Source organism: Candidatus Pelagibacter sp. HIMB1485 (assembly GCF_052048055.1).
GTDB lineage: Bacteria > Pseudomonadota > Alphaproteobacteria > Pelagibacterales > Pelagibacteraceae > Pelagibacter.
The window spans coordinates 136,101-157,720 of the sequence record NZ_JBNAIN010000001.1; the positions used below are offsets into that span (position 1 = coordinate 136,101).

Annotated in this window: 19 protein-coding genes; 1 reads left to right on the forward strand and 18 read right to left on the reverse strand. The window is 32.3% G+C overall.

The genetic code is table 11. The annotated features are described in order from the left end of the window. Positions 1-44 precede the first annotated feature (44 nt). From ACTTA4_RS00715 to ACTTA4_RS00790, 16 genes are all read right to left on the reverse strand, one after another. Positions 45-950, reverse strand: coding sequence for a DMT family transporter (locus ACTTA4_RS00715; protein WP_440633097.1), 906 nt, complete (start codon positions 948-950; stop codon positions 45-47). Positions 951-960: 10 nt separating this feature from the next. Further along, entirely contained in the window at positions 961-2,181 is a 1,221-nt protein-coding gene (locus ACTTA4_RS00720) for an MFS transporter (RefSeq protein ID WP_440633098.1), read from the reverse strand. 3 nt (positions 2,182-2,184) lie between these two features. After that, positions 2,185-4,836, reverse strand: coding sequence for a TRAP transporter large permease subunit (locus ACTTA4_RS00725; protein ID WP_440633099.1), 2,652 nt, complete (start codon positions 4,834-4,836; stop codon positions 2,185-2,187). A gap of 3 nt (positions 4,837-4,839) precedes the next feature. Beyond that, positions 4,840-5,823 (reverse strand): TRAP transporter small permease subunit, encoded by a 984-nt coding sequence (locus tag ACTTA4_RS00730; RefSeq protein WP_440633100.1) that lies wholly within the window; start codon positions 5,821-5,823, stop codon positions 4,840-4,842. Between the two features lie 71 nt (positions 5,824-5,894). Further along, a complete protein-coding gene (locus ACTTA4_RS00735; RefSeq protein ID WP_440633101.1) occupies positions 5,895-7,019 on the reverse strand; it encodes a TRAP transporter substrate-binding protein in 1,125 nt (374 codons plus the stop codon). A gap of 127 nt (positions 7,020-7,146) precedes the next feature. Then, positions 7,147-7,323, reverse strand: a complete 177-nt coding sequence (locus ACTTA4_RS00740) for a hypothetical protein (RefSeq protein ID WP_440633102.1) — start codon at positions 7,321-7,323, stop codon at positions 7,147-7,149. Next, positions 7,324-8,652, reverse strand: coding sequence for an amidase (locus ACTTA4_RS00745; protein WP_440633103.1), 1,329 nt, complete (start codon positions 8,650-8,652; stop codon positions 7,324-7,326). Between the two features lie 3 nt (positions 8,653-8,655). After that, positions 8,656-10,017 (reverse strand): TRAP transporter large permease, encoded by a 1,362-nt coding sequence (locus tag ACTTA4_RS00750; protein ID WP_440633104.1) that lies wholly within the window; start codon positions 10,015-10,017, stop codon positions 8,656-8,658. After that, complete coding sequence (locus tag ACTTA4_RS00755; RefSeq protein WP_440633105.1) at positions 10,007-10,591, reverse strand: TRAP transporter small permease subunit; 585 nt, start codon at positions 10,589-10,591, stop codon at positions 10,007-10,009. The genes ACTTA4_RS00750 and ACTTA4_RS00755 overlap by 11 nt, the downstream gene beginning before the upstream one ends. Before the next feature lie 76 nt (positions 10,592-10,667). Next, positions 10,668-11,828, reverse strand: a complete 1,161-nt coding sequence (locus ACTTA4_RS00760) for a TRAP transporter substrate-binding protein (RefSeq protein ID WP_075505835.1) — start codon at positions 11,826-11,828, stop codon at positions 10,668-10,670. 125 nt (positions 11,829-11,953) lie between these two features. After that, complete coding sequence (locus tag ACTTA4_RS00765) at positions 11,954-13,027, reverse strand: ABC transporter ATP-binding protein (RefSeq protein ID WP_440633106.1); 1,074 nt, start codon at positions 13,025-13,027, stop codon at positions 11,954-11,956. Further along, entirely contained in the window at positions 13,020-14,099 is a 1,080-nt protein-coding gene (locus ACTTA4_RS00770) for an ABC transporter ATP-binding protein (RefSeq protein WP_440633107.1), read from the reverse strand. Before ACTTA4_RS00770 ends, ACTTA4_RS00765 begins: the two co-directional genes overlap by 8 nt. Further along, positions 14,099-14,947: a carbohydrate ABC transporter permease gene (locus ACTTA4_RS00775; protein ID WP_440633108.1), complete on the reverse strand. Its 849-nt coding sequence runs from the start codon at positions 14,945-14,947 to the stop codon at positions 14,099-14,101. Before ACTTA4_RS00775 ends, ACTTA4_RS00770 begins: the two co-directional genes overlap by 1 nt. 3 nt (positions 14,948-14,950) lie before the next feature. Next, positions 14,951-15,814: a carbohydrate ABC transporter permease gene (locus ACTTA4_RS00780; RefSeq protein ID WP_075505839.1), complete on the reverse strand. Its 864-nt coding sequence runs from the start codon at positions 15,812-15,814 to the stop codon at positions 14,951-14,953. 71 nt (positions 15,815-15,885) lie between these two features. After that, positions 15,886-17,424: an extracellular solute-binding protein gene (locus ACTTA4_RS00785; protein WP_082255123.1), complete on the reverse strand. Its 1,539-nt coding sequence runs from the start codon at positions 17,422-17,424 to the stop codon at positions 15,886-15,888. Positions 17,425-17,443: 19 nt separating this feature from the next. Further along, positions 17,444-18,505, reverse strand: coding sequence for an NAD(P)-dependent alcohol dehydrogenase (locus ACTTA4_RS00790; protein ID WP_262589926.1), 1,062 nt, complete (start codon positions 18,503-18,505; stop codon positions 17,444-17,446). Between the two features lie 200 nt (positions 18,506-18,705). Here ACTTA4_RS00790 and ACTTA4_RS00795 point away from each other — a divergent pair, with 200 nt between their 5' ends. Further along, positions 18,706-19,737, forward strand: coding sequence for a GAF domain-containing protein (locus ACTTA4_RS00795; RefSeq protein WP_440633109.1), 1,032 nt, complete (start codon positions 18,706-18,708; stop codon positions 19,735-19,737). 6 nt (positions 19,738-19,743) lie between these two features. On the opposite strand, the gene mmsB is transcribed toward ACTTA4_RS00795, so the two are convergent. Together mmsB and ACTTA4_RS00805 are read right to left on the reverse strand one after the other, a co-directional pair. Continuing rightward, positions 19,744-20,658 carry a 3-hydroxyisobutyrate dehydrogenase gene (gene mmsB / locus ACTTA4_RS00800; protein WP_440633110.1) on the reverse strand — a complete coding sequence of 305 codons (915 nt, stop codon included), beginning with the start codon at positions 20,656-20,658 and terminating at the stop codon, positions 19,744-19,746. Between the two features lies 1 nt (position 20,659). Then, positions 20,660-21,613 (reverse strand): 2-hydroxyacid dehydrogenase, encoded by a 954-nt coding sequence (locus ACTTA4_RS00805; protein ID WP_440633111.1) that lies wholly within the window; start codon positions 21,611-21,613, stop codon positions 20,660-20,662. Positions 21,614-21,620 lie beyond the last annotated feature (7 nt).

A 21,620-nucleotide genomic window follows, 5' to 3' on the forward strand; every position in this document is an offset into this window, starting at 1 on the left:
AATATATAACTAAGATCCAAATTATAATTTGCAAAATTAACTTCCTAGGTTTTGGTATCATAATTTTTCTTTGCTAAGTAAACTCCAACAAAAACAAGTACAGTGCCAATATAATGAAATGTTTCTAAATTTTCATCAAACAATATAAATCCGTAAATTGCTGCATAGATAGTAAATACATATAAGGTAAATCCAGTAAGTGAAGCTCCTAAACTTTCTTGAGCTTTAGTATATAAAGTAAATGCTATAATTCCTGGAGAAACTGCTGCAAATATAGTCCACAATAAAAAATCAAAATTAAATATTGTTTGTTCAAAATAAATTTCTTCTGCCAAATAAAATGGAAATAAACTTAATGCTCCAAAAAAAGATATCATTGAAAATCTATTAAAAATCGATAATTCAGATTTCCAATAAAATAAATAAATTGAATATAGTGCCCAGCCAATTGCGGCTGCTAACATCCATAAATCTCCAATTGTAAAAGTTAAATTTAAAAGTGAATTTAAATCTCCTTTAATAATAATTGCCAAAACTCCAACTAAACATGAAATCAAACCAATAATTTTTAATAAATTAATTTTCTCTTTAAAAAATATTGCAGAAATTATAATTATAAAAATAGGAGATGAAGTATAAATAATTCCCATATTTGTAACTGTAGTCGTTTTACCTGCTAAAAAAGGAAAAGCCCCACAAACTCCACATCCCATTGCACCTAAAAATAAAAGTTTTTTATATTCTTTTTTTATAATTTTAAAATTTTTCCATAGTGAGAAATAAGTGAATGGTAATAATAATAAAAATACAAAAATCCATCTCCAAAATGCTAAAGAGATTGGAGGTACAAACTCAACGCCACCTCTAGCAACAATTAAATTTGACGCCATAAATATTGGTTGGATAAAAAGAAGTAAATATCCCCAATACAAATTTTTAGTATTACTCATTTTTTTAAATTTATTTTTTATTCATTAATAAAAAAAATAAATAAGAAACTAAACTTAATACTAAAAAAACTGAAAATGCAGATTTGAATGCAGTTATTTCAGAATAACCAAAACTTTTTGTAATATCTATAACAAAGCCCATCAACCACTGCATGATAAATGTTCCAGCAAAAATTAGTAAATTAAAAGAAGTCAGTGCTTTACCAGCAGAATAACCTGAAAAAGCTAAACCAACAGCTGGCTGTGTGACAGATAAAAAAATTGAACTAAGAATAAACAAAGTAAGATAAAAAGCACCAGCTTTTGAACCTAAGATTATTATTGTCAACATAATACAAAAACTAATTGGCAAACCTAATCTGAGAATTTTTGTTGCACTAAAACCAATACTTGAAATTTTTGGCAAAAAGTAACCCCATACAAAAAAGGAGACCAACATTGTTACATTAATCCAAAATAATCCTGTAGCGCTCTGGAGAGGTGTATAGCCAGCGACTCTAGTCATCCAAGGGCCTGCCCATAAAGTTTGTATAGCCATTAACCCTCCATAGTTAAACAATCCCATTGGGATTACACTTATAAAAAATCTATTTTTCCAAACTTCAGATAATGTTCCCTTATTAGTTGGCTCTTCTAACTGACCCCTTTTAATTAAATTCCATTTTGGAATAAAAACTAACATCAAAATAATACTGATTAAAATTAAGATAGTAATACCACCAAATATCCAACGCCATCCAAAACTAGGTAATAAAAGTTGCACAGGTAACGTAGATGACAAGAAACCTAATGAAGCTATCATTAGCATCCACGAGTTAGCTCTTTGCTGTTGGTTTTCGGCGTACCATATTCTGTAACCAGTTAATGGAGCCATCAAACAAGCACTCACTCCTATACCAATTAGAATTCGAGAAATTAATAATCCTGAAAAACTCTCAGCTAAAGCAAATGATCCTGTTCCAACTAACGCAATTAATAAAAAAGAAGATACAATTTTTTTTGGACCATATTTATCAAGTAAATATCCAAGTGGTATTTGCATACATGCAAAACCTAAAAAATAACCTCCAGCTAACAAACCTAAATCTGCTGATAATAAGTTAAATTCTGAGGTTAATACTGGAGAAAGTGTTGCAGTAATCGCACGTAACAGACATGATAAAAAATAACCATATGCAAATACAAAAAAAACAATAATAGCCTGTTTTTTTGGTAAGATATATTTTTCCATTAATTAAAAGTTTAAAGATATGTCTCTATGAACTGAGTTACACCTTGCAACAAATTTAGCCTGTTCTTTGGTTAATCTGCTTTGAAGTCTTAAGCCAATATTATGTTTGATAACATCATTATATTTAATTAATTTAGGTAACAAATTCTTATTGGCATCATCTCTCCACGAAACTTCTAAATTAAAAAGATTAAATGTTTCTGAACTTGCTTCAATTAGCTTCTGCTGATCTATTTCATCATTATCAATAACTGATATTAAGTCATCTAATTTATTTGCAAATTCTTCAGTTCCAGAAATTTCTCCTAGTTTTTCAAAAAGACCATCAATTATTGATATAGCGTTTTCATAATTTTTATTATCAATATTATATTTTAATTCTTTTATTTCTGGTGAAAGTTCTTTTAGCTTTTCATTATCATTTATAAACATCATTATTTGATCTAAAGTTTCATAAGCTTCATCAACATTTTTTCTATATCTTTTGGTTCTTGTATTTTTTGCTTTATGCAATATTTCAAATTCTGCATTTCTTGTTGTCCAGTTTTCTGGAATTTTATTTTCAAGTTCTGTAATTTCTAATTCGTAATTTTCAATTTTTAATTCTAATTTATTTTTATCTGCTAAATTATCATCATCTAAATTTCTTATTTCAGATTTTGTTTTTTTAATTTTCTCATCTATTTTTCTAATTTTTTTCTGAATCTTTCTTACATCGAAATGTAAATCTCTATAATCTTTTATAAATATTTCGTATTCCTCCTCGGTTTTCTGGAGTTTTTTGACTATAGCAAAAGTTCCTAATGCATTATCGAAATGCTCTTCAAAAATATCTAATTTATCTGTTGGAAGATTTGAAGGAGTTAATTTTTGCATATCCTTTATTGCGTTTGTAATTTTTTGCTCTTCATTATTGTAAATTGCAAATTTGTACTCTTGTAAGCAATATTGAAGCTTTGGATTCATTGGTGGTGGAGCAACATTCGATGTTAAATATGTTCTTGCTGGCAAGTAATTCACTAATGATGGATAGAAACCAACAATTCCAAGACCTATTAATTGTAAAACAATAAATGGAACAACTCCCTTCCAGATATTTAAAGTAGAAACAAGTTTTGAAGCCACCCCTTTTAAGTAGAATAATGCAAAACCAAATGGTGGGGTTAGGAATGAAGTTTGTAAATTAACCCCAATCATTACACCAAGCCATATTGCGCTCACATTAGCTCCTGGTTCAGCCAACAATATTGGAGCAATAATAGGAACTACAACTACTGCTATTTCAATAAAATCAAGAAAGAAACCCAATAAAAAGATCACTGCCATTACAACAATAAACTGTGTCCAAAATCCTCCTGGTAAATCTTGAAGAAAATCTCTTACTAACTCCTCGCCTCCAAAAGCTCTAAATCCAGAAGTTAACATTGCTGCACCTAATAAAATTATAAATACCATTGAAGTAGTTACGCATGTTTCAGTAACAACTTCTCTTAAAACATTATCTATTTTGTATGCTCTCCAGAAACTCCAAATAATTCCAATTACAAATGTAATAGTAAAGAACCCTGCAATAAAGATTGCTCCAAGATCTCTGGTTTCTACAGCCTTGATATTTAAATTATAATTTTTAGATAAAATATAAATTGGAATAACAGATATAATTGCAATTATAATTGGATAATAAGCATCTTTTTTTCCTTTATGTAAACGATAGCCAGCCATCATAGTTGCACCTATCGCTCCAATAGATCCAGCTTGATTAACAGTAGCAATACCTAAAAGTATAGATCCAAGAACTGCAAAAATTAAAGCAAGCGGTGGTATGATTACCATTAAAACCTTAATCCAAAATTTTGAATCAAAATTTCCTCTAAATGGAACAGGAGGAGCTGCCTTAGGATTTAATCTGGCATATACAAATACATATAGCATATACAAACCAACTAATACTAAGCCAGGTAGTAGTGCACCAAGAAACATATCTCCTGCAGAAGTAGAGCCCACTCTAAATTCTCCAGGCATATTAAATTCACCAGTTAAAATTTTGTAATCAGTTTGACGCATAGTATTTGCAACATCTGCTGCACTAGCTAATTGGTCAGCAATAATAATTAATACAATTGAAGGCGGTATAATTTGACCAAGTGTTCCTGAAGAACAAACAATTCCACTTGCTAAGCTCTTGTCATACTTGTTATTAAGCATTGTAGGTAATGATATTAATCCCATTGCAATTACTGTTGCTCCAACAATACCTGTTGTTGCCGCAAGTAATGCTCCAACAAAAATTACTGATATGCCTAAACCTCCAGGAATCGGTCCAAATAACTGCCCCATGGTAACTAAAAGATCTTCAGCAATTTTAGATTTTTGTAACATGATCCCCATGAAGATGAATAAAGGAATCGCAATCAAGGTATCAGTTTCTACATCCCAATAGTTACTCCTAAAATTAGTAATACCAGCGGTTAACCATTCTTTGGGTCCATCTACAGCGAAATAAGCGCTACTATCTCCTGCAAACAAATAACCAAAAAAAGCTGCAAGCCCAATTGAAATTATTGCTGATCCAGGTAAAGCAAAAGCTACCGGGAAACCAGAAGCTAAAGCCCCAATCATTATAATTACAAGTAAAGCTAAAAATAAATGTTCCATTATTTAATTCTTTAAAAGTTTATGGCTGCTACTCATAAAGTAGCTAGTAAATTGAGTTAACATACTTACAGCAAATACAGCCAAATAAACCGCCATTAGATAAAGTAAATACAATCCGTTCGAACCTTGTTGAGTAATCTCAAATGAAATTACTGGTCCATTAATAATGCTAGCTTTACCCCCCATGCCTAAAAAAATAACTATTAAACATAAAGGAATACCTAAAATTAGAGATCCGATTGCATTAGTCCATGCTTTTTTACGTTCACTAAAACCAGTGTAAAGAACATCAACTCTTACATGACCCTCATGTATAAGCGCATACGCACTTGCAAACAAATAAAGAGCTGCATACCAAAAACGAACTAAGTCACCTTGAAAAGCTTGTTCGTATTGAAAAATAAATCTGGATAACACTATTAAAAATTCACTTCCAACTACCAAAACTGCTAACCAAATAAATCCTACAGATCTTGTGATATAACCAATTACAAATGAAATCAAAATTAATGGAAAATGTATATATGTAATTCTAAAAGCAGGTTTCACTAAATTAATTTTGACCTGTTCACCAAAAATTGGTTCTACTAATTTTTCAACAACCATGAATGAAATTAAAAAATCAGCCATACCAACAATCAATACTGCCCAAAAAGAAGATCTAACAATGTAAGCTGTAATTTTTGTCAAAATTTCAGAGTCTTTTTGTAATGATTGTTTTAATGATTTAAAAACAAAAAATATAACAGCAATGAAAGAGATTAAATAAAATATTAATTGAAGATAAGATAAATTTATTGCCAAACCCTCTAAAGGTTTATTTAATTTTTTAAAACCAAATAGTTCGTAATGTGAGAAAAGTTTTTTAACTCCCGGCCACTCAAACCAAACTGTTAAAATGTTATTAAATAAAAAAACAAAAGTTAAAGCTAGGATAGAATAGCTAAATATTCTAATTAAAATTGATAAATTTTTTTTCTCTACCATACTAAAAAGCTTTAAATGATATATAAAAAGAGGGCCCGTTTAAGGGCCCTCTAGTAACAATTAGAATTTAATTATACTCCTAATGCTCTATTTCTTTGAGAAATATATGGTGAGTCAGACAAGTTAGTCCATGCACCAATTTCCTTACGACCTTTAACAAAAGCAGCGTGTACTTTCGCAGCAAGAGGACTGTGTTGTTGAACTTCATCAAAAACTTCTGCTGCACCTTTAGCAAAAGCATCGTAAACTTTATCACTAAACTTCTCAAGTTTAACGCCACTTTCGTTAACTAAACGTGCTAGTGCAGCTCCGTTTTTTGCATTGTATTCAGCCATTGTAGTTGTATCAGCCCAATCACACGCAGTTTTAATAATTAACTGGTCTGATTTTGATAAACTAGTAAACCAAGATTTGTTAACTCCACAAGCAAGTGTAGATCCTGGCTCATGCATTCCTGGATAGTAGTAATACTTAGCAGCTTCCTGGAACTTCATAGCTTCATCATTCCAAGGTCCTACCCATTCCGTTGCATCAATTGCTCCTGACACAAGGTTTTCATAAATTTGTCCACCAGGAAGTGAAATTGGAGAACCACCAAGTTTTCCAAGAACCTGTCCACCTAATCCAGGCATACGCATTTTTAAACCTTTAAAGTCATTCGCTGATCTAATTTTTTTATTAAACCAACCACCCATTTGCACTCCTGTATTACCAGCTGCAAAACTTTGTGTTCCGAAATCATCAGTTAATTCATCCCACAGTTCTTGTCCACCAGCAAACTTTAACCACGCATTCATTTCGGCATATGTGAAACCAAATGGAACAGCAGTAAAATATCCAAAAGCAGGGTGTTTTTTAACCCAGTAGTAATCTGCACCGTGATACATTTGAGAGTTACCTGATGCAACTTCGTCAAATGAGTCAAATGCTTTTACCCTTTCGTTAGCAGCATAATAAGTAACTTGAATTCTTCCGTCACTCATATCGCTTAATCTTTGAGCAAGTCTTTGTGCACCAGTTCCTAAGCCTGGAAAATCTCTAGGCCAAGTAGCTACCATAGAAGCTTCAACTCTTTCTTTGGCAACTGCTGGAGCAGATAAAGCAACAGCAGCAACACCAGTTGCGGCTGCAGTCTTAAAGAACTTACGTCTTGAAGGTGATCTAGAAACCTTCAATGATTTTTTTTCTTTAATCATTTGTCTCTCCTCTTATTAGTTAATTAACTTTTGCAAGTTAAATACAAATATATGTTCAAGTCTATAATAAATTGTTCTCAAAAGATCAGATTTCAATCTGAGGTAGTAAATTAAAGATTAATTAAAATTATTTTTTATCAAAGAAAGCTTCGTAAACCATCATGAATATCGCAACTGCCATCAATATATAAACTGGTAAAACATCAAAAAAACCTATCATAGTCGATCTTGTAAGAGTAGTGGCCAAACCAACTAAAAATGCGATTGCAAGTAAAGACCCCAAAAAAGTTGTAAATTTTTGCATTTAATTATTACATTCCTTTTCTAACCAATTAGCAACACCTAAAAATCTTTGATCATCATATTTTGCGCCAATTAACTGTACACCTAACGGCAAGTTATTTTCACCCTGAAGCAACGGCAAAGAAATACATGGAGTTCCTAAATAGGACCAAACTTTGTTAAATTCAGCAGTTCCAGTTGTTTTCAAACTTTTTGGAGCAACACCTGGACTTGATGGTGATAATACACCATGATAATCCTCAAAAACTTCTTCATAAGACTCGTAACTTCTTTTCATAAAATCAACAGCTTCTGCATAATCCTTTGCTGAATGCTTATTACCTCTAATTATTGCATCTTGCATAATTTTAGATAATTTTTTTTTATATTTTTTAAAATAGAGTGAAAAATTATTTGCAAGATCTGTGTCATAAATAATTTGATGATATTTATGGATATCTTTGAAGTATGATGGGGTATCAAAAACTTCAATATTTTTTTTAAATGATTTAATAAAATATTCAAAAGATTCTCTAGATTTTTTTTCAACCAATTTCCAGTAATCTGTTTTGTAAAAAATAAACTTAGGTTCAAATAAGGGACCTTTCTTAGTTTCATTTAACATATTTTCAGCTGAATAATGAACTGATGCAGTATCGAATTTATCCTTTTTAATAAGTGTCTTTGCAAGGAGTGCAACGTCTTCTACTGATCTTCCAAAAACACCAACATGATCTAATTTTTCTGAAGTTTTAAGAACGCCATTTCTAGAAATTAATCCGTAAGTTGGTTTATATCCAACTACACCACAATAAGATGCTGGTCTAATTATTGATCCACCAGTTTGTGAACCTACAGATAATGGTGCCATAAATGAAGCTACCGAAGCAGCAGATCCACTTGATGAACCGCCAGGTGTTCTAGAATAATCATGTGGATTAGTTGTTTTTGCAGGTCCTAAATAAGCTAGTTCTGCTGTTGCTGTTTTTCCCATCACAATCGCTCCAGCAGAAATTAACAATTCAATTATTTCAGCATTTTGTGAATATGATTTTCCTTTTCGAATTACAGTTCCACATTCTGTTGGCATATCAAGTGTTCCAACTATATCTTTAACTGCCACGGGAATTCCATGAAGTGGTCCAAGAGGTTTTCCTAATCTACGATGTTCATCGGCTTCAGCTGCTTTTTCTAGTAAAAGTTTTTTATCAAAGTGTGCCCATGCTTTTATATCTTTTTCAAATTTATTTATTCTATCAATATATATTTGGCACAATTCTACTGAAGAAATTTGAGCGTCTTTAATTTTTTCAACAAGTTCTTCAACTTTTAACGAAAATACATCTGTCATTTTTTATTGAGCAAATAAAGTTTCTGGCAACCAAAGAGCAATACCAGGAAACATATACATTAAAAACATTGCAAAAATTACAATTGCTAAGAAAGGCATAATCCCTCTAAAGATATCTAAAAGTTCTACATTAGATTTTTGGACTCCTTTTAAATAATATGCCGACATTGCCATTGGTGGGGTTAAAAAAGAAGTTTGCAAATTTAAAGCAATCAACATCGCAAAGAAATATGGATTAACGCCAAATACCTCTAATAATGGCAAGAATATAGGAACAAAAATAATCAAAATTTCAGTCCATTCTAAAGGCCACCCTAGAAGAAAAATAATTATTTGAGTGATAATTAAAAACTGCCAGGTAGTAATATTTATAGAAGTAAAGAAGTGTTCAAATACTTCGTGTCCACCTAAGTAAGAAAATACTGATGAGAAAGTCCATGAACCAATAAACAACCACATGATCATTGCAGTTGTCTTAGCTGTTAAAAATACAGACTCTTTAAAGTTTTGCCATTTAAGTGTCTTATAAAACCAAGATAAAAGAATTGCTCCAAAAGCACCTGCCGCAGCTGCTTCCGCTGGAGTTGCAATACCTGCCAAAATAGTTCCCAAAACAAGCATGATTAAACCAAAAAGTGGAACGAAAGAAACTAAAACTTCTTTTAAAATTTCACCAGTTGGTGGGATATCCTCTTTTGGAGGTCTAGGGGCAATCGATGGATTTAACCATGCTCTAAATACTGCATATGCAATATAAAGACCCGCTAAAAGTAAACCTGGAAATATTGCTGCTGCAAAAAGTCTTAAGGGTGATAGTTGAGCTATTACAGAATAAACAATTAGCATAATACTCGGTGGAATTAAAATTCCTAAACATCCACCAGCACAAATTATTCCTGATGCAAATTTTTTATCATATCCTGCCTTAACCATTGCAGGCCAAGCTAACAATCCCATTAAAGTTACAACTGCACCTATAATTCCTGTTGCAGTCGAAAATAATGTACAAGTGATTAATGCAGCTACCGCCATTGAAGCTGGAAGCCTATGTGCGGCTAATCTAATTGCAAAAAATAATTTAGCTACTATACCTGCTCTTTCAACAAGGTAACCCATAAATAAAAATAAGGGGACAGCTGTAAGAACGTTATTGTCCATCACTGTATAAGTATTTTGAACAAACAATTGGAATATACGATTGTCAAAAATATGCTCCATCATTGTTGCATCGTAATAAGCAAAATATCCAAAACCAATTCCCATAGCCATTAAAGTAAAAGCAATTGGGAAACCTAAAAGAACTGCAAACAAGAACATACCCATCATCAAAATTGCAATTTCTGGATTTGTTAAACTAAATAACATTTTTGTCGTCCTCTTCTTGAGCTGTTCTCATTAAAACTTGTTCTGTTTCTTCGGCAACAACCATTCTTGCTGGCCATTGTCCTGTTTGAATGCAAATTATAGATCTAAATACTTCACTAATACCTTGAATGATTAATAAAACTCCTGCAGCAGGAATCATTGTCTTTACCATATAAATTTGAATTTGCGCTGGACTACTCCAACTAGTCTCTTTAATTTTCCATGCTAAAGCAGCATATTCATAACCATAAAAAGCTAATGCAATAACACCAGGGAAAAAGAAAAGAAAATATAATACTAAATCAATCCAAGCCTGAGTTTTTTGACTAAATAATCTGTAAATTACGTCTCCTCTGACGTGTGACTCTGTTGCCAAACAATAAGCGCCTGACATCATTAAAATTGCTCCATACATCTGCATACTAAAATCAAAGTTCCAAAGTGTAGGTGCATTAAATACATAAGCCATTATTACTTCGTAAACAGTCCCTCCCATCAAAACTACGATGCACCAAGAAAAAGCTTTTCCCATTGATGTACTTAGAGTATCTGCAAATTGAATAAATGACTTCATATCAAAGAAATATATTAAAATATGTGTAAAAAAAAGGGGGTTTTTCAACCCCCTTTTAAATTTATTTTAAAGTTAATTAGATTTTAACTTTTTCAATTGGACCAAACTCATTTTCATAAGCTAATTTGTAGTTCGGTTGATTCATCAACAGATACTTCATAGTTCTCTTAGCGTATGCTTTTTGTGAGTCTACTACTTTCTTGAAGAAAGCGTCTTTAGCAGCAAACTCTCCTACAACTTTATCCCAGCCTTTTAATTGCTCAGCTAAAATTGCATCAGATGTTTGGTAAACGTTTACCTTATGCTCATTCATCAACTTAGCAAGGTCAGTTGAATATCTAACCAATGCTTTGAAGTAGTTATCCGAGTTTGCAGCGTAAGCAGCATTTCTCAAGATAGCTTGATGAGCTGGTGAAAGGCTATCGTATCTTTTCTTATTAATCGGCACTTCAAACATTTCCTGAGATTGGTGGAAACTTCCTAAGTGATAATGTTTAGATACGTCTTGCATTCCAAACTGTGAGTCTGATGTTGGATTGTTAAACTCAGCAGCATCAATCAAACCAGTTTTCATCGCTGGTTGGATTTCACCACCTGGTAACTGTCTTACAACCATTCCCATAGCAGTTAAAACGTTAGTCGCTAGACCAACAGTTCTATACTTCATACCTTTTACATCAGATACTTTAGTTACGTTCTTTTTGAACCAACCAAAAGGCTGTGCAGGCATTGGCATATGGAAGAAACCGTAGTAATTAAATCCTACGCTTTTTACAGCTTCATCGTATAAAGCTCTTCCTCCACCATACTCCATCCATCCCATAACTTCTTGAGATGACATTCCGTATGAAGGACCTGTTCCAAAAAGAGATGCAGCAGGGTTCTTTCCGTACCAGTATGCTGTCACCCAGTGACCCATATCTACTACTCCAGAACTAACCGCCTGACCAATTTCAGAAGTTTTTACAACTGCTCCAACTGGTTGGACGTCAATTTTTAATTTGCCATCTGACATATCGCTAACCATTTTCGCATAGTCTGACGCCATTTCGAAAAAGATGTTAGCACCTGATGGCCAAGCAGCTTGCATTTTTAAAGTAACGTGACCGTCACCTAAAGCAATGTTTGGCATAGCTACTGCTGCTGCTGTTGCTGCACCAGTTGCTGCCGCTGCTTTGAAGAACTTTCTTCTTGAAGGAGTTTTAGAACTCTTCAAAGATTTTTTATTCTTAATCATTTATTCTCCTCTAGTTAATTAACTTGGCGGGCACTAGAACATATTTTCAGATTAGAGTCATTCTAAAAAATGACCTAGAATGGGTTATATAGAATTTTTTTACAATTACTGGTAGAATTTAAAATTCAAATTAATTTATCATTTTCATAAATACAGCATTTTTCAGCGGGAATATGTAGTTTAATTTTTTCACCTGAAATTTCAGTTTCTCTATTAACTTTAGACTTAATTTCAAATTTATCCATCATAGCAGTAATTAGTTTATAATTACCAAAATCTTCTACCTTTTGAACATTTACATCAACGAGATTTTCATTTTGATCTTTTGCAATCTTAATAAACTCAGATCTTATTCCTAATTTAATATTTTTAGTTTTTAAATTGGACAAATTTGTATTTGTCTTAATTATTGTATTGTTTATTTTAACTGCATTTTCTGAAGTTGCTTCACTATCAAACAAATTCATAGCAGGTGAACCAATAAAATAACCAACAAAAGTTGTGTTTGGTCTTTCAAATAATTCTTTTGGCGAACCTGTTTGTACAACTTCTCCTTCACTCATCACAATTATATTGTCTGCAAATGTCATGGCTTCGTTTTGATCATGTGTTACATAAACTAAAGTTGTTTTATATTGTTCGTTTATTTCTTTTAGATTTCTTCTCAATCTAAATTTTAAATCAGGATCAATAACGGTCAAAGGCTCATCCATTAAAACTGCAGCAACATCTTCTCGTACCAAGCCTCTTCCTAAAGATATCAATTGTTTTTGATCTGCTGTTAGTTTTCTTGCAGGAGAGTTTAAAAAAGATTTTAAATTTAAAGTTTCTGCAACAGAGTTAACTCTTTCATCTATTTTAGCTTTTGAGAAATCTCTACACTTTAGTGGAAAAGCAAGATTTTCAAAAACTGTCATAGTGTTATAAATTACTGGAAACTGAAAAACTTGAGCAATATTTCTTTCTTCTGTTTTTAAATCTGTAACATCATTGTCATCAAACAATATTTTTCCAGCTGATGGTCTTACTAATCCAGAAACAATATTTAACATTGTTGTTTTTCCACATCCAGAAGGACCTAAGATTGCATATCTATTTCCATTCTCCCATGTCATCGAAAATGGATTTAATGCATAAACTGGATTCGGGTCATTTGGATTATAAGAATGCGAGATATTACTTAAATCAATTTTAGCCATTATTTTCTCCAAATGGTGAGGATGCTAATTTACCATTAGCACCAAAAGCATAAGCTCTATCTATTTTAAAATCAATTTTAATCTTGTCATGAATTTTAAAATTCAAAACCTCTTCTATAGAAATAATAATTTTTATAGTTCCTCTTTTTAAATGGAGTAAAGTTTCAGAACCACTAATTTCAGCAAGCTCAACTTCAAATTCATGACCATTTTCACTAAGTTCAATATCTGAAGATCTTAATCCAATCTTTAACCCGCTATCTGTTAATTTTGATAGATGATTAGGCGCTTTAATTTCAATACCTTCAAATCTTATTTGCTCATTAGATATTTCCACTTCAATAATATTCATAGGTGGATCGTTAGAAATTTCAGCAACTTTTAAAGAACTTGGGTTCTCAAATATTTCTTTTGCTGGACCTACTTGTAGCACTTTGCCCTCATCTAAAACAATTACTTCTCCATTTAATTCCATGGTTTCTCTTGGGTCTGTAGTTGAATAAATTAAAATAGTTTCATCAGCTAAACCCTTTGAAAACAAACTCTTAAATTCCTCTCTAAGCTGTTCTCTCAATTTGTAATCTAAATTAACTAAAGGTTCATCTAGCAATAATATTTTAGCATTTTTAACTAATGATCTTGCTAGAGAGACCCGTTGTTGTTGACCACCAGACAACTCCTGTATTTTTCTGTTTTCATAGCCAACTAACCCAACTGATTTTAAAGACTCCATTACTTTATTTTTAATTTCTTCATTATCGATTTTTCTCTGTCTCAAAGGAAACGCGATATTTTCAAATACATTTAAATGAGGATAATTAATAAATTGTTGATAAACCATAGCTACATTTCTTTGCCAAACTGGAACCTTCAAAAAATCCTTACCATCAAATTCAATAGCACCGCTATCTGGAGTTAAAAGGCCAGCTATAGTTTTTAGTAAAGTTGTTTTGCCTGACAAAGTTCTTCCAAGAATTGTGTATAGATTCCCCTCTTTAAAATTAAAGGACACTTCATTTAAGTGATACTCTTCGCTTGGTTTATAAGTTAAGTTGTTAGCAATTAAATTCATTATTTAATTGCTCCTGATAGATTTCCTTTAGATAGATATCTCTCAACTATAAAGGCTACTATAATTAATGGTGCAACTGAAACCAGAGCAGATGCTGACAAACTCCACCATGGAGTAACAGATGAGTTCAGAGCAACAATTTTAACTGGTAATAACTGTACTTCCGTGAAAGTTAAAATGAACGCAAAGAAAAAATCTATCCATCCAAAAATAATACAAAACATACCAGCAACAATTAATCCTGGTATTGAGTTAGGTAGCACCACTTTTAAGAAAGCTTGATAAGGATTACATCCATCAATCAAAGCTGTTTCATCAATTTCTCTTGGAACTTTATTAAAGAAATCAACCATAATCCAAACTGCAATTGGCATCAGTAAAACAATATAAACTACAATCAATCCTATGAGGCTATCTAATAAATTAATTGAACTTAAAAATAAGAAAAATGGAATTGATAAAACAATTGGTGGCATAATTCTTTGAGAAATAAAGAAAAATGTAATGTCATTATTTTTTACAAAGCCTGCTTTAAAAGTATATCTGGATAAAGCATAAGCTGACAATGTACCAAGAATTATACTAATTAAACTTGCAGTGCACGTTACAAATAAACTATTGAAGTAAGGTTCTACAATATCAACTCCACCTTTAGCTGGAGATTTTATTAAAACTTTCCAACCTTCTAAATTAGGTTCAAAGTCTACCCATGGTATATATGTAACTCCTCCATTTACAGATTGAAAATCTTTAAACGATGTAGTTAAAGCCCAAAGAAAAGGAGCAACAACAAAGACTGCCCAAAAGACAATAAAAAAATATTTTAAAAATGTGTAAAGCTTGCTCATAATTTATTCTTTTAAAAGTAATTTAGTTAAAACCTTTGCAATAATTGTTAAACTTATAATCATGATAATTAAATAAGTGAAAGACATCGAGGCTGCATATCCCATTTGAAACTCTCTTAATCCTTTAATAAAAATATAAAAACTCGATGTTTCTGTTGAGGTACCTGGCCCTCCTGATGTTAGAACATACACCGTATCCATAATTTTAGATGCCTCAATTAATCTTATAATTATTGCTCCAATTGATATGGGTGCCATTAGTGGAAAAGTTACATAAATGAACTTTCTAACTGGACTAGCTCCATCAATTGCAGCAGCTAAAAATGGTTCTTTGGGTAATGACAATAAACCCGCTAATAAAAGTAAAAACATAAATGGTGTCCACTGCCAAACCTCAACTATAATCACTGTAAATTTAGCTAAAGCTGGATCTGTTAACCATTTCGGAGATAAACCAAAATTAGATAAAATATCATTAACTGGTCCTAAAGATTCATGAAAAAAAGTTCTCCAAATAACAGTCATGATAACCGGAGTTGTCATCATTGGTACTAAAAATAAAACTCTAAAAAATCTTTTAAATTTGATGTCTTTCCAAACCATATGTGCAAGAGCAAATCCAATCACATACTGGAGAATTACTGTTGTAACAGACAAAAAACTTAATCTAAAAAAAGATTCCCAAAATCTTGGGTCATCAGTAAAAAGTCGTATATAGTTTTCTATACCTATAAAATCTAAACCTGGATTATAGCTATTCCATCCGGATAAACTTAATCTAACTACAAAAATAATTGGAAATATTAAAATTCCAATCAGCACAAATAGACCTGGAAACAGAAAGAAATATTTATGCTTAAAGTTCATTTGTAAAATTGGATTATATTGTTATTTTTTATGTGGCCATTTTAATAAATGGCCACATAAATTAAGTGTTATTATAGTTGGTTGTCTTCCATTTTAACACCAACAGCGTAGGCATCTCTCACTGCTTTTTTACCTACTCTGCTTACAATTGCTTCCCACTCCTTAGCAACTTCGTCCAATGCTTCTTGAGGAGATAATTGTCCTGCTAAAGCTTTAGAAGTTCCTGTAGCAACAGCACTTGTAAATTCAAATACGCCTGGAACTCTTAGAGGGAAAACTCTATTTTTACTTTTCTCCATATCTAAAAGTGTTTGCGTGTAACTGTTAGCGATCTCTGGATCCCAACCCATGCTATTAATATAAATATTAGGGTCGAAGTCAGAGTTTTTAAATGGGTTAACACCAAATCTACCAATTGCTAAGTCAGCTTGATGGTTTGCCCCATTAGAGAAGAAGCAAAGATAATCGAAAGCCATATCTTTTACTTTACTTTTCTTAGCAACACCAACTGCCCAACCCCAAACAATGTAAGGAGCTTGGTTGTATTGGTTTTCCCAACTATTTGAAACTCTGTTCCAAACTTTGTTAGCACCTGGAAGAGGAGCTGCACCTACTTTGTTTTTAATAGGGCTGTCATCCTGCATCGCTGCAATAAATGCATCATCCCATGAAAAACTAAATAAAGTTTGTCCACCACCAAATGATCCAATTTCGTCACCTAGACCAAAGTTAGTTCCCCCTGGAGGAACATATTTAGTAGCCTCAACCCAATCAGTTAAAGCTTCAACGAAACCTGGGTTATTAATGTTTGGTTTCATAGTTTCTAAATCAAAAAAGAAACCACCTGGAGTTCTTGGATTTTTAGCATATGCAACTGATCTGCTGAAAAAAGCTGCGAACATTAAGTCATCTTTTTTCATAACTTCAGCTGAACCATATTCTAACTCACCATCTCCATCCCAGTCCCAACCATTAAAGAATTTTGCCATCTCAGCATATTCTTTCCAAGTTGTTGGAACTTTTAGATCTTTTCCTGTTTCTGCTTTATATTTTTTTTGCATTTCAGGATTGTCAATGACGTCTTTTCTATATTTCAAATAGTGTCTGTCACCATCAACTGGATACTGGTACATAGTTCCATCCCAAGATGATACACCCATATGAGATTTAGTTACGTCTTTCATCTCTGTTGAGTTCATATACTTCTTAGGAACTGGTGCTAAATATCTTTTCCAGTCATTGATAAAGTTGGAAAATCCAAACACAATATCGTAAGGTGCTTGTCCAGCTTGAAAAGGAACCATTGCTTTAGAATACAAATCACCTGCTGGTGTATGAGTAACTTCAACCTTAGCTCCAGTTAATTTTTCAAACTGTTCAGCATGAAGAGCTGTTGGCTCTCCCATTACTGGAATTGCGTGAGTATTTATTTTAAGAGTTTTTCCTTTGTAATTTTTCTTAGACATTTCCTCATAAGAACAATCACCTGGAATATCTCCTGTTGCTTTGATATGTGGGAATTGATCACTCCACTTATCAGCATATGCCATAGGGCTAAATATCATCATACTTGATATTACAGCCGTTAAGCAGGTTTTTATTATTTTCATTATCACCTCTCTTTTTTTTTTACGGAACTAAAACAGCTCGTCCCTTAACCTTACCATCGTTAAGATCATGAAGCGCTTTATTAGCATCGTCTAAACTATACTCCTGCATAGAGAGCTTTACTTTACCTCTGTCAGCTAACTCCATTAATTCATATAATTCAGACCACGTTCCCACTAAATTACCTACAATTGTTTTCTCAGAAATAATTAAATCAACTGCAAGTGATTTAATTTCTTCTCCATATCCAACTATGTAGTAAAAACCACCATTAGAAGTCATTTGAATTCCCATGGCAGTAGATCCTTTTTCACCTACGAAATCAATTACAGCTTCAGAACCTTTTCCTTTTGTTAGTTCTTGAACTTTTTCAATTTCGTTTCCATCAATTAAAACTCCGTGGTCACCACCAAGTTCCATTGCATGTTTCAATGCTGCTTCAGATTTTTCAACAATAATAATATCTGCTGCACACATAGCTTTTAAACATTGAATAGCGATGTGACCTAAACCTCCTGCACCAATAATTGTACAGCTCTGACCAGGTAGCAAATGTCTTGTTGCTTTTTTTACTACTCTATAAGCTGTAAGACCTGCATCTGAAAAAGGTGCAACATCTTTAGGCGCTAATACTTTTGGAAGTTTAATTAGATTTCTAACGCTAGTTTTTAATAATTCAGCGTAGCCACCTTCTTTAATACTTAATCCAGGAAATGCGCCTGCTTCAGCATGCATATCATTACCTCTTCTGCAATCTAAACAAGTTCCTCCTGTTCCAGAAATAAGTGGGTGTAATATTACAGGATCACCCTTTTTAAATTCAGTAACGTCTGAACCTACATCTTCTACCCAACCAGCATTTTCATGTCCCATTACGCATGGTAATAATTTTCCATCTGGATCTTGGATGTGTTTCCATACTCCTTCAATAATATGTAAATCAGTTCTGCAAACTCCTGCAGCACCAATTTTAACTATAACGTCTGACGCCTTTTCAATTTTAGGATCTGGCATCTCCTCACCTGTGACCCAGACCTTTTCTTTCATTTCAGGGTCGTATTTATGCAAAACCTGTGCTTTCATTATTATCTCTCCTTTAATATTTCAGTAACACTATTAAAGTTCTGATGTAGAATGGAGTCAACGCCATCTTTATATGTACAGAAAGTTAACAATTACAACCTGTGGTTGGTTGTTGTATCTAAAAAAACAAATAAACTTTTAAAATGTCAAACTTAAGTCACTCAAACAGCGAACTTAGAAATATCCTACATAAAAGGAATATGAGCTCTTATGAGATGGGAAAAGATATTAACGAAAGTTGGTTAAGATGTATCAGTGAAGGCCTTGATCCATTTAATGATCCTAAACAAAGTGTAATTTCATCAATCGAGCTAAATGAAATTAAAGAACAAAACGAAGCTGTCAGAAGAATAATTATTCCTGAGCTTGAACTTTTATATTCCCAAATAGCAGGAACAAATTTTATGGTAGCTTACTCAGATGAGAAGGGATTGGTCTTAGATACAATTTATGACAAATCTTGTTTACAAACTGATGTTGGCAAAACAGTAATACCTGGTTCAATTTGGGCAGAAAAGATTTGTGGAACAAACGGACTTGGCTTATCTGTTGAACTTAAAAAACCAACTATCGTTTCAGGTAAAGAACACTTTTTTACAGCTCATGAAAATATATCTTGCTTCGCAAGTCCAATTATAAATTATGATGGTAAAATTATTGGTATTATAGATGCTTCAACAGACTCGATGTCTAGGGAACAACATACGCTAGCTTTAGTAAGACTTGCAACTAGAAGTATCGAAACAAAATTATTTATTAAGAAATTTGAAAACGAATTAATAATTTCTTTTCATCCAAGACAAGAATATCTAAATACAACTAGTGTAGGAATGCTGGCAATTAATGGAGATGGATTGATTGTAGGTGCAAATAACAATGCAAAAATTATGCTTAACGGACTAGTTGATTTAAAAAATGAAAATTTTAATAAAATTTTTACAACTTCATTTTCATCAATAGCAAAAGATATACTGAATAATAAAATTTTAAAGATAGCAGATCATTTGGGTTCATCTGTATTTATGATTAAAAGTCAAAATTTTAAAGAAAGTAAATTTATTGAAACTGGTAAACAAAATAAAACTTACGCATGCAAAAGCTGTGAAGATACAAAAATTAAAAGAGAGAAATGTATTCTAATTAGATCAACTTTTAGTGAGACTAATAATATTTCTGCAGCGTCAAGAAAGTTAGGTGTATCGAGAACTACAATTTATAAACACTTGCAATAAAATTATTTAATCAATTGGATAATCCCAAGCACTACCACCAATAACTTTTGAAATAGCAGAAAAATCTTTTGCATCGTTTCCATCTTTGCAAAATTGATCATAAATTTCTAATGCCATTTTTCCCAGCGGTGTTTCAGCATTAACACTTTTTGCGCAATCATGAGCAAGTTTAAGATCTTTGTTCATCATACCTGCAGAAAAACCTGGTCTGTAATTATTATTTGATGGTGTTCCATCAATTAAACCAGGCAAAGGTGGATAAACAGAAATTGGCCAGCTGTTACCCGATGCATTTTTCATAATTTCATGAACTTTTTTAATATCAATATTTAATCTTTTCGCTAACATTAATGACTCTGAAGCAGCAATCATTGCAATTCCAAGAGCCATATTGTTGCAAATTTTAGCACCGTTACCACTACCAAGATTGCCTGCATGAAATATATTTTTGCCCATAATCTTTAATAAAGGAAGCGCTTTTTCAAATGCTTCTTTTGATCCACCAACCATTATATTTAAAGTCGCTTTTTGAGCTCCCATTACCCCACCACTAACTGGAGCATCAATCATTAAAATTTGTTTTTCTGATGCTTTGTTTCCAATCTCAATAGAAGTTTGAATGTCAATTGTAGAACAATCAATCAATAAACAGTCTTTTGAAACTTTATTTATTATCCCTTTTTCTCCTAAATAAACTTCCTTCGAATGCTTACCTTCAGGAAGCATCGTTATAACTGTATCAACATCACCTGTAATTAAATCATCTAAATTAGAGACAGTTTCAAGTTTTTTGTCTCTGGCAATATCCAGCATTTTTTTTGAGACATCAAAAACTTTTACAGTTTTGTTTGCTTTCATTAAATTTTCAGCCATTGGACAACCCATATTGCCAACGCCTATAAAAGCTATCGATTGAGACATTTTAATTTACTTTATTAGTACAATTACCAGTTCTAAAAAATTCATCTATGTTATCTATTGCTAAATTTCCCATTGCAATTCTAGTATCTTTTGTAGCACTTCCTAGATGGGGCAAAACAAACACACTCGGAATTTTTAAATAACCAGGATTTAAATTTGGTTCATTTTTATAAACATCTAATCCTGCTGCGTAAATTTTTCTTCTATTCAATGCATCAATCAAAGCTTCATCATCAACTATATCACCTCGAGCAACATTTGTTATCACGGCACCTTTAGGGAAATACTCTACTGTCTCTTTATTTATTAAATTTTCTGTTTCTTTTGTTGCTGGACAACAAATAGATAAAACATCTGAAACTGAAAAAAGACTCTTTATACTGTCATGATAAATTGCTCCCTGCTCTTTATCTTCACTTAATTTTGAACGATTATGATAATGAATAACCATGCCTAAAGATTTAGCAATATTTGCTATTTTTTGACCAATACGACCCATACCTAAAATTCCTAATCTTGTTCCTGTTAACTGTTTTCCAATTAAATAATCTGCAGACCATTTCCATCCACCTTCACGAGCAGACTCGATTCCCTCTGACGCTCTTCGACAAGCTCCTAATATAAGTAATATTCCTATCTCAGCTGTAGCATCTGACAAAACTTCTGGGGTATTAGTGACAGCAATACCTCTTTTTTTAGCAGCATCTAAATCAATGTTTCCAAAACCAACTGCAAAATTTGAAATTATTTTAATACTATCTGGAAGTTTATTTATTGTATCAGCATCTAATTTTTCAGTTAAAGATGATAAAATTCCATCACATCCTTCACTCATTTCAATAATTTTTGATTGTGAATAAAGTTCATCATTTGAATTAAATTTAGCTTCAAATAATTTTGATGCTTTATCTTCACTCTCTCGGATCAGTCTTCTAGTAATTAAAATTTTTTTCATAAAACCC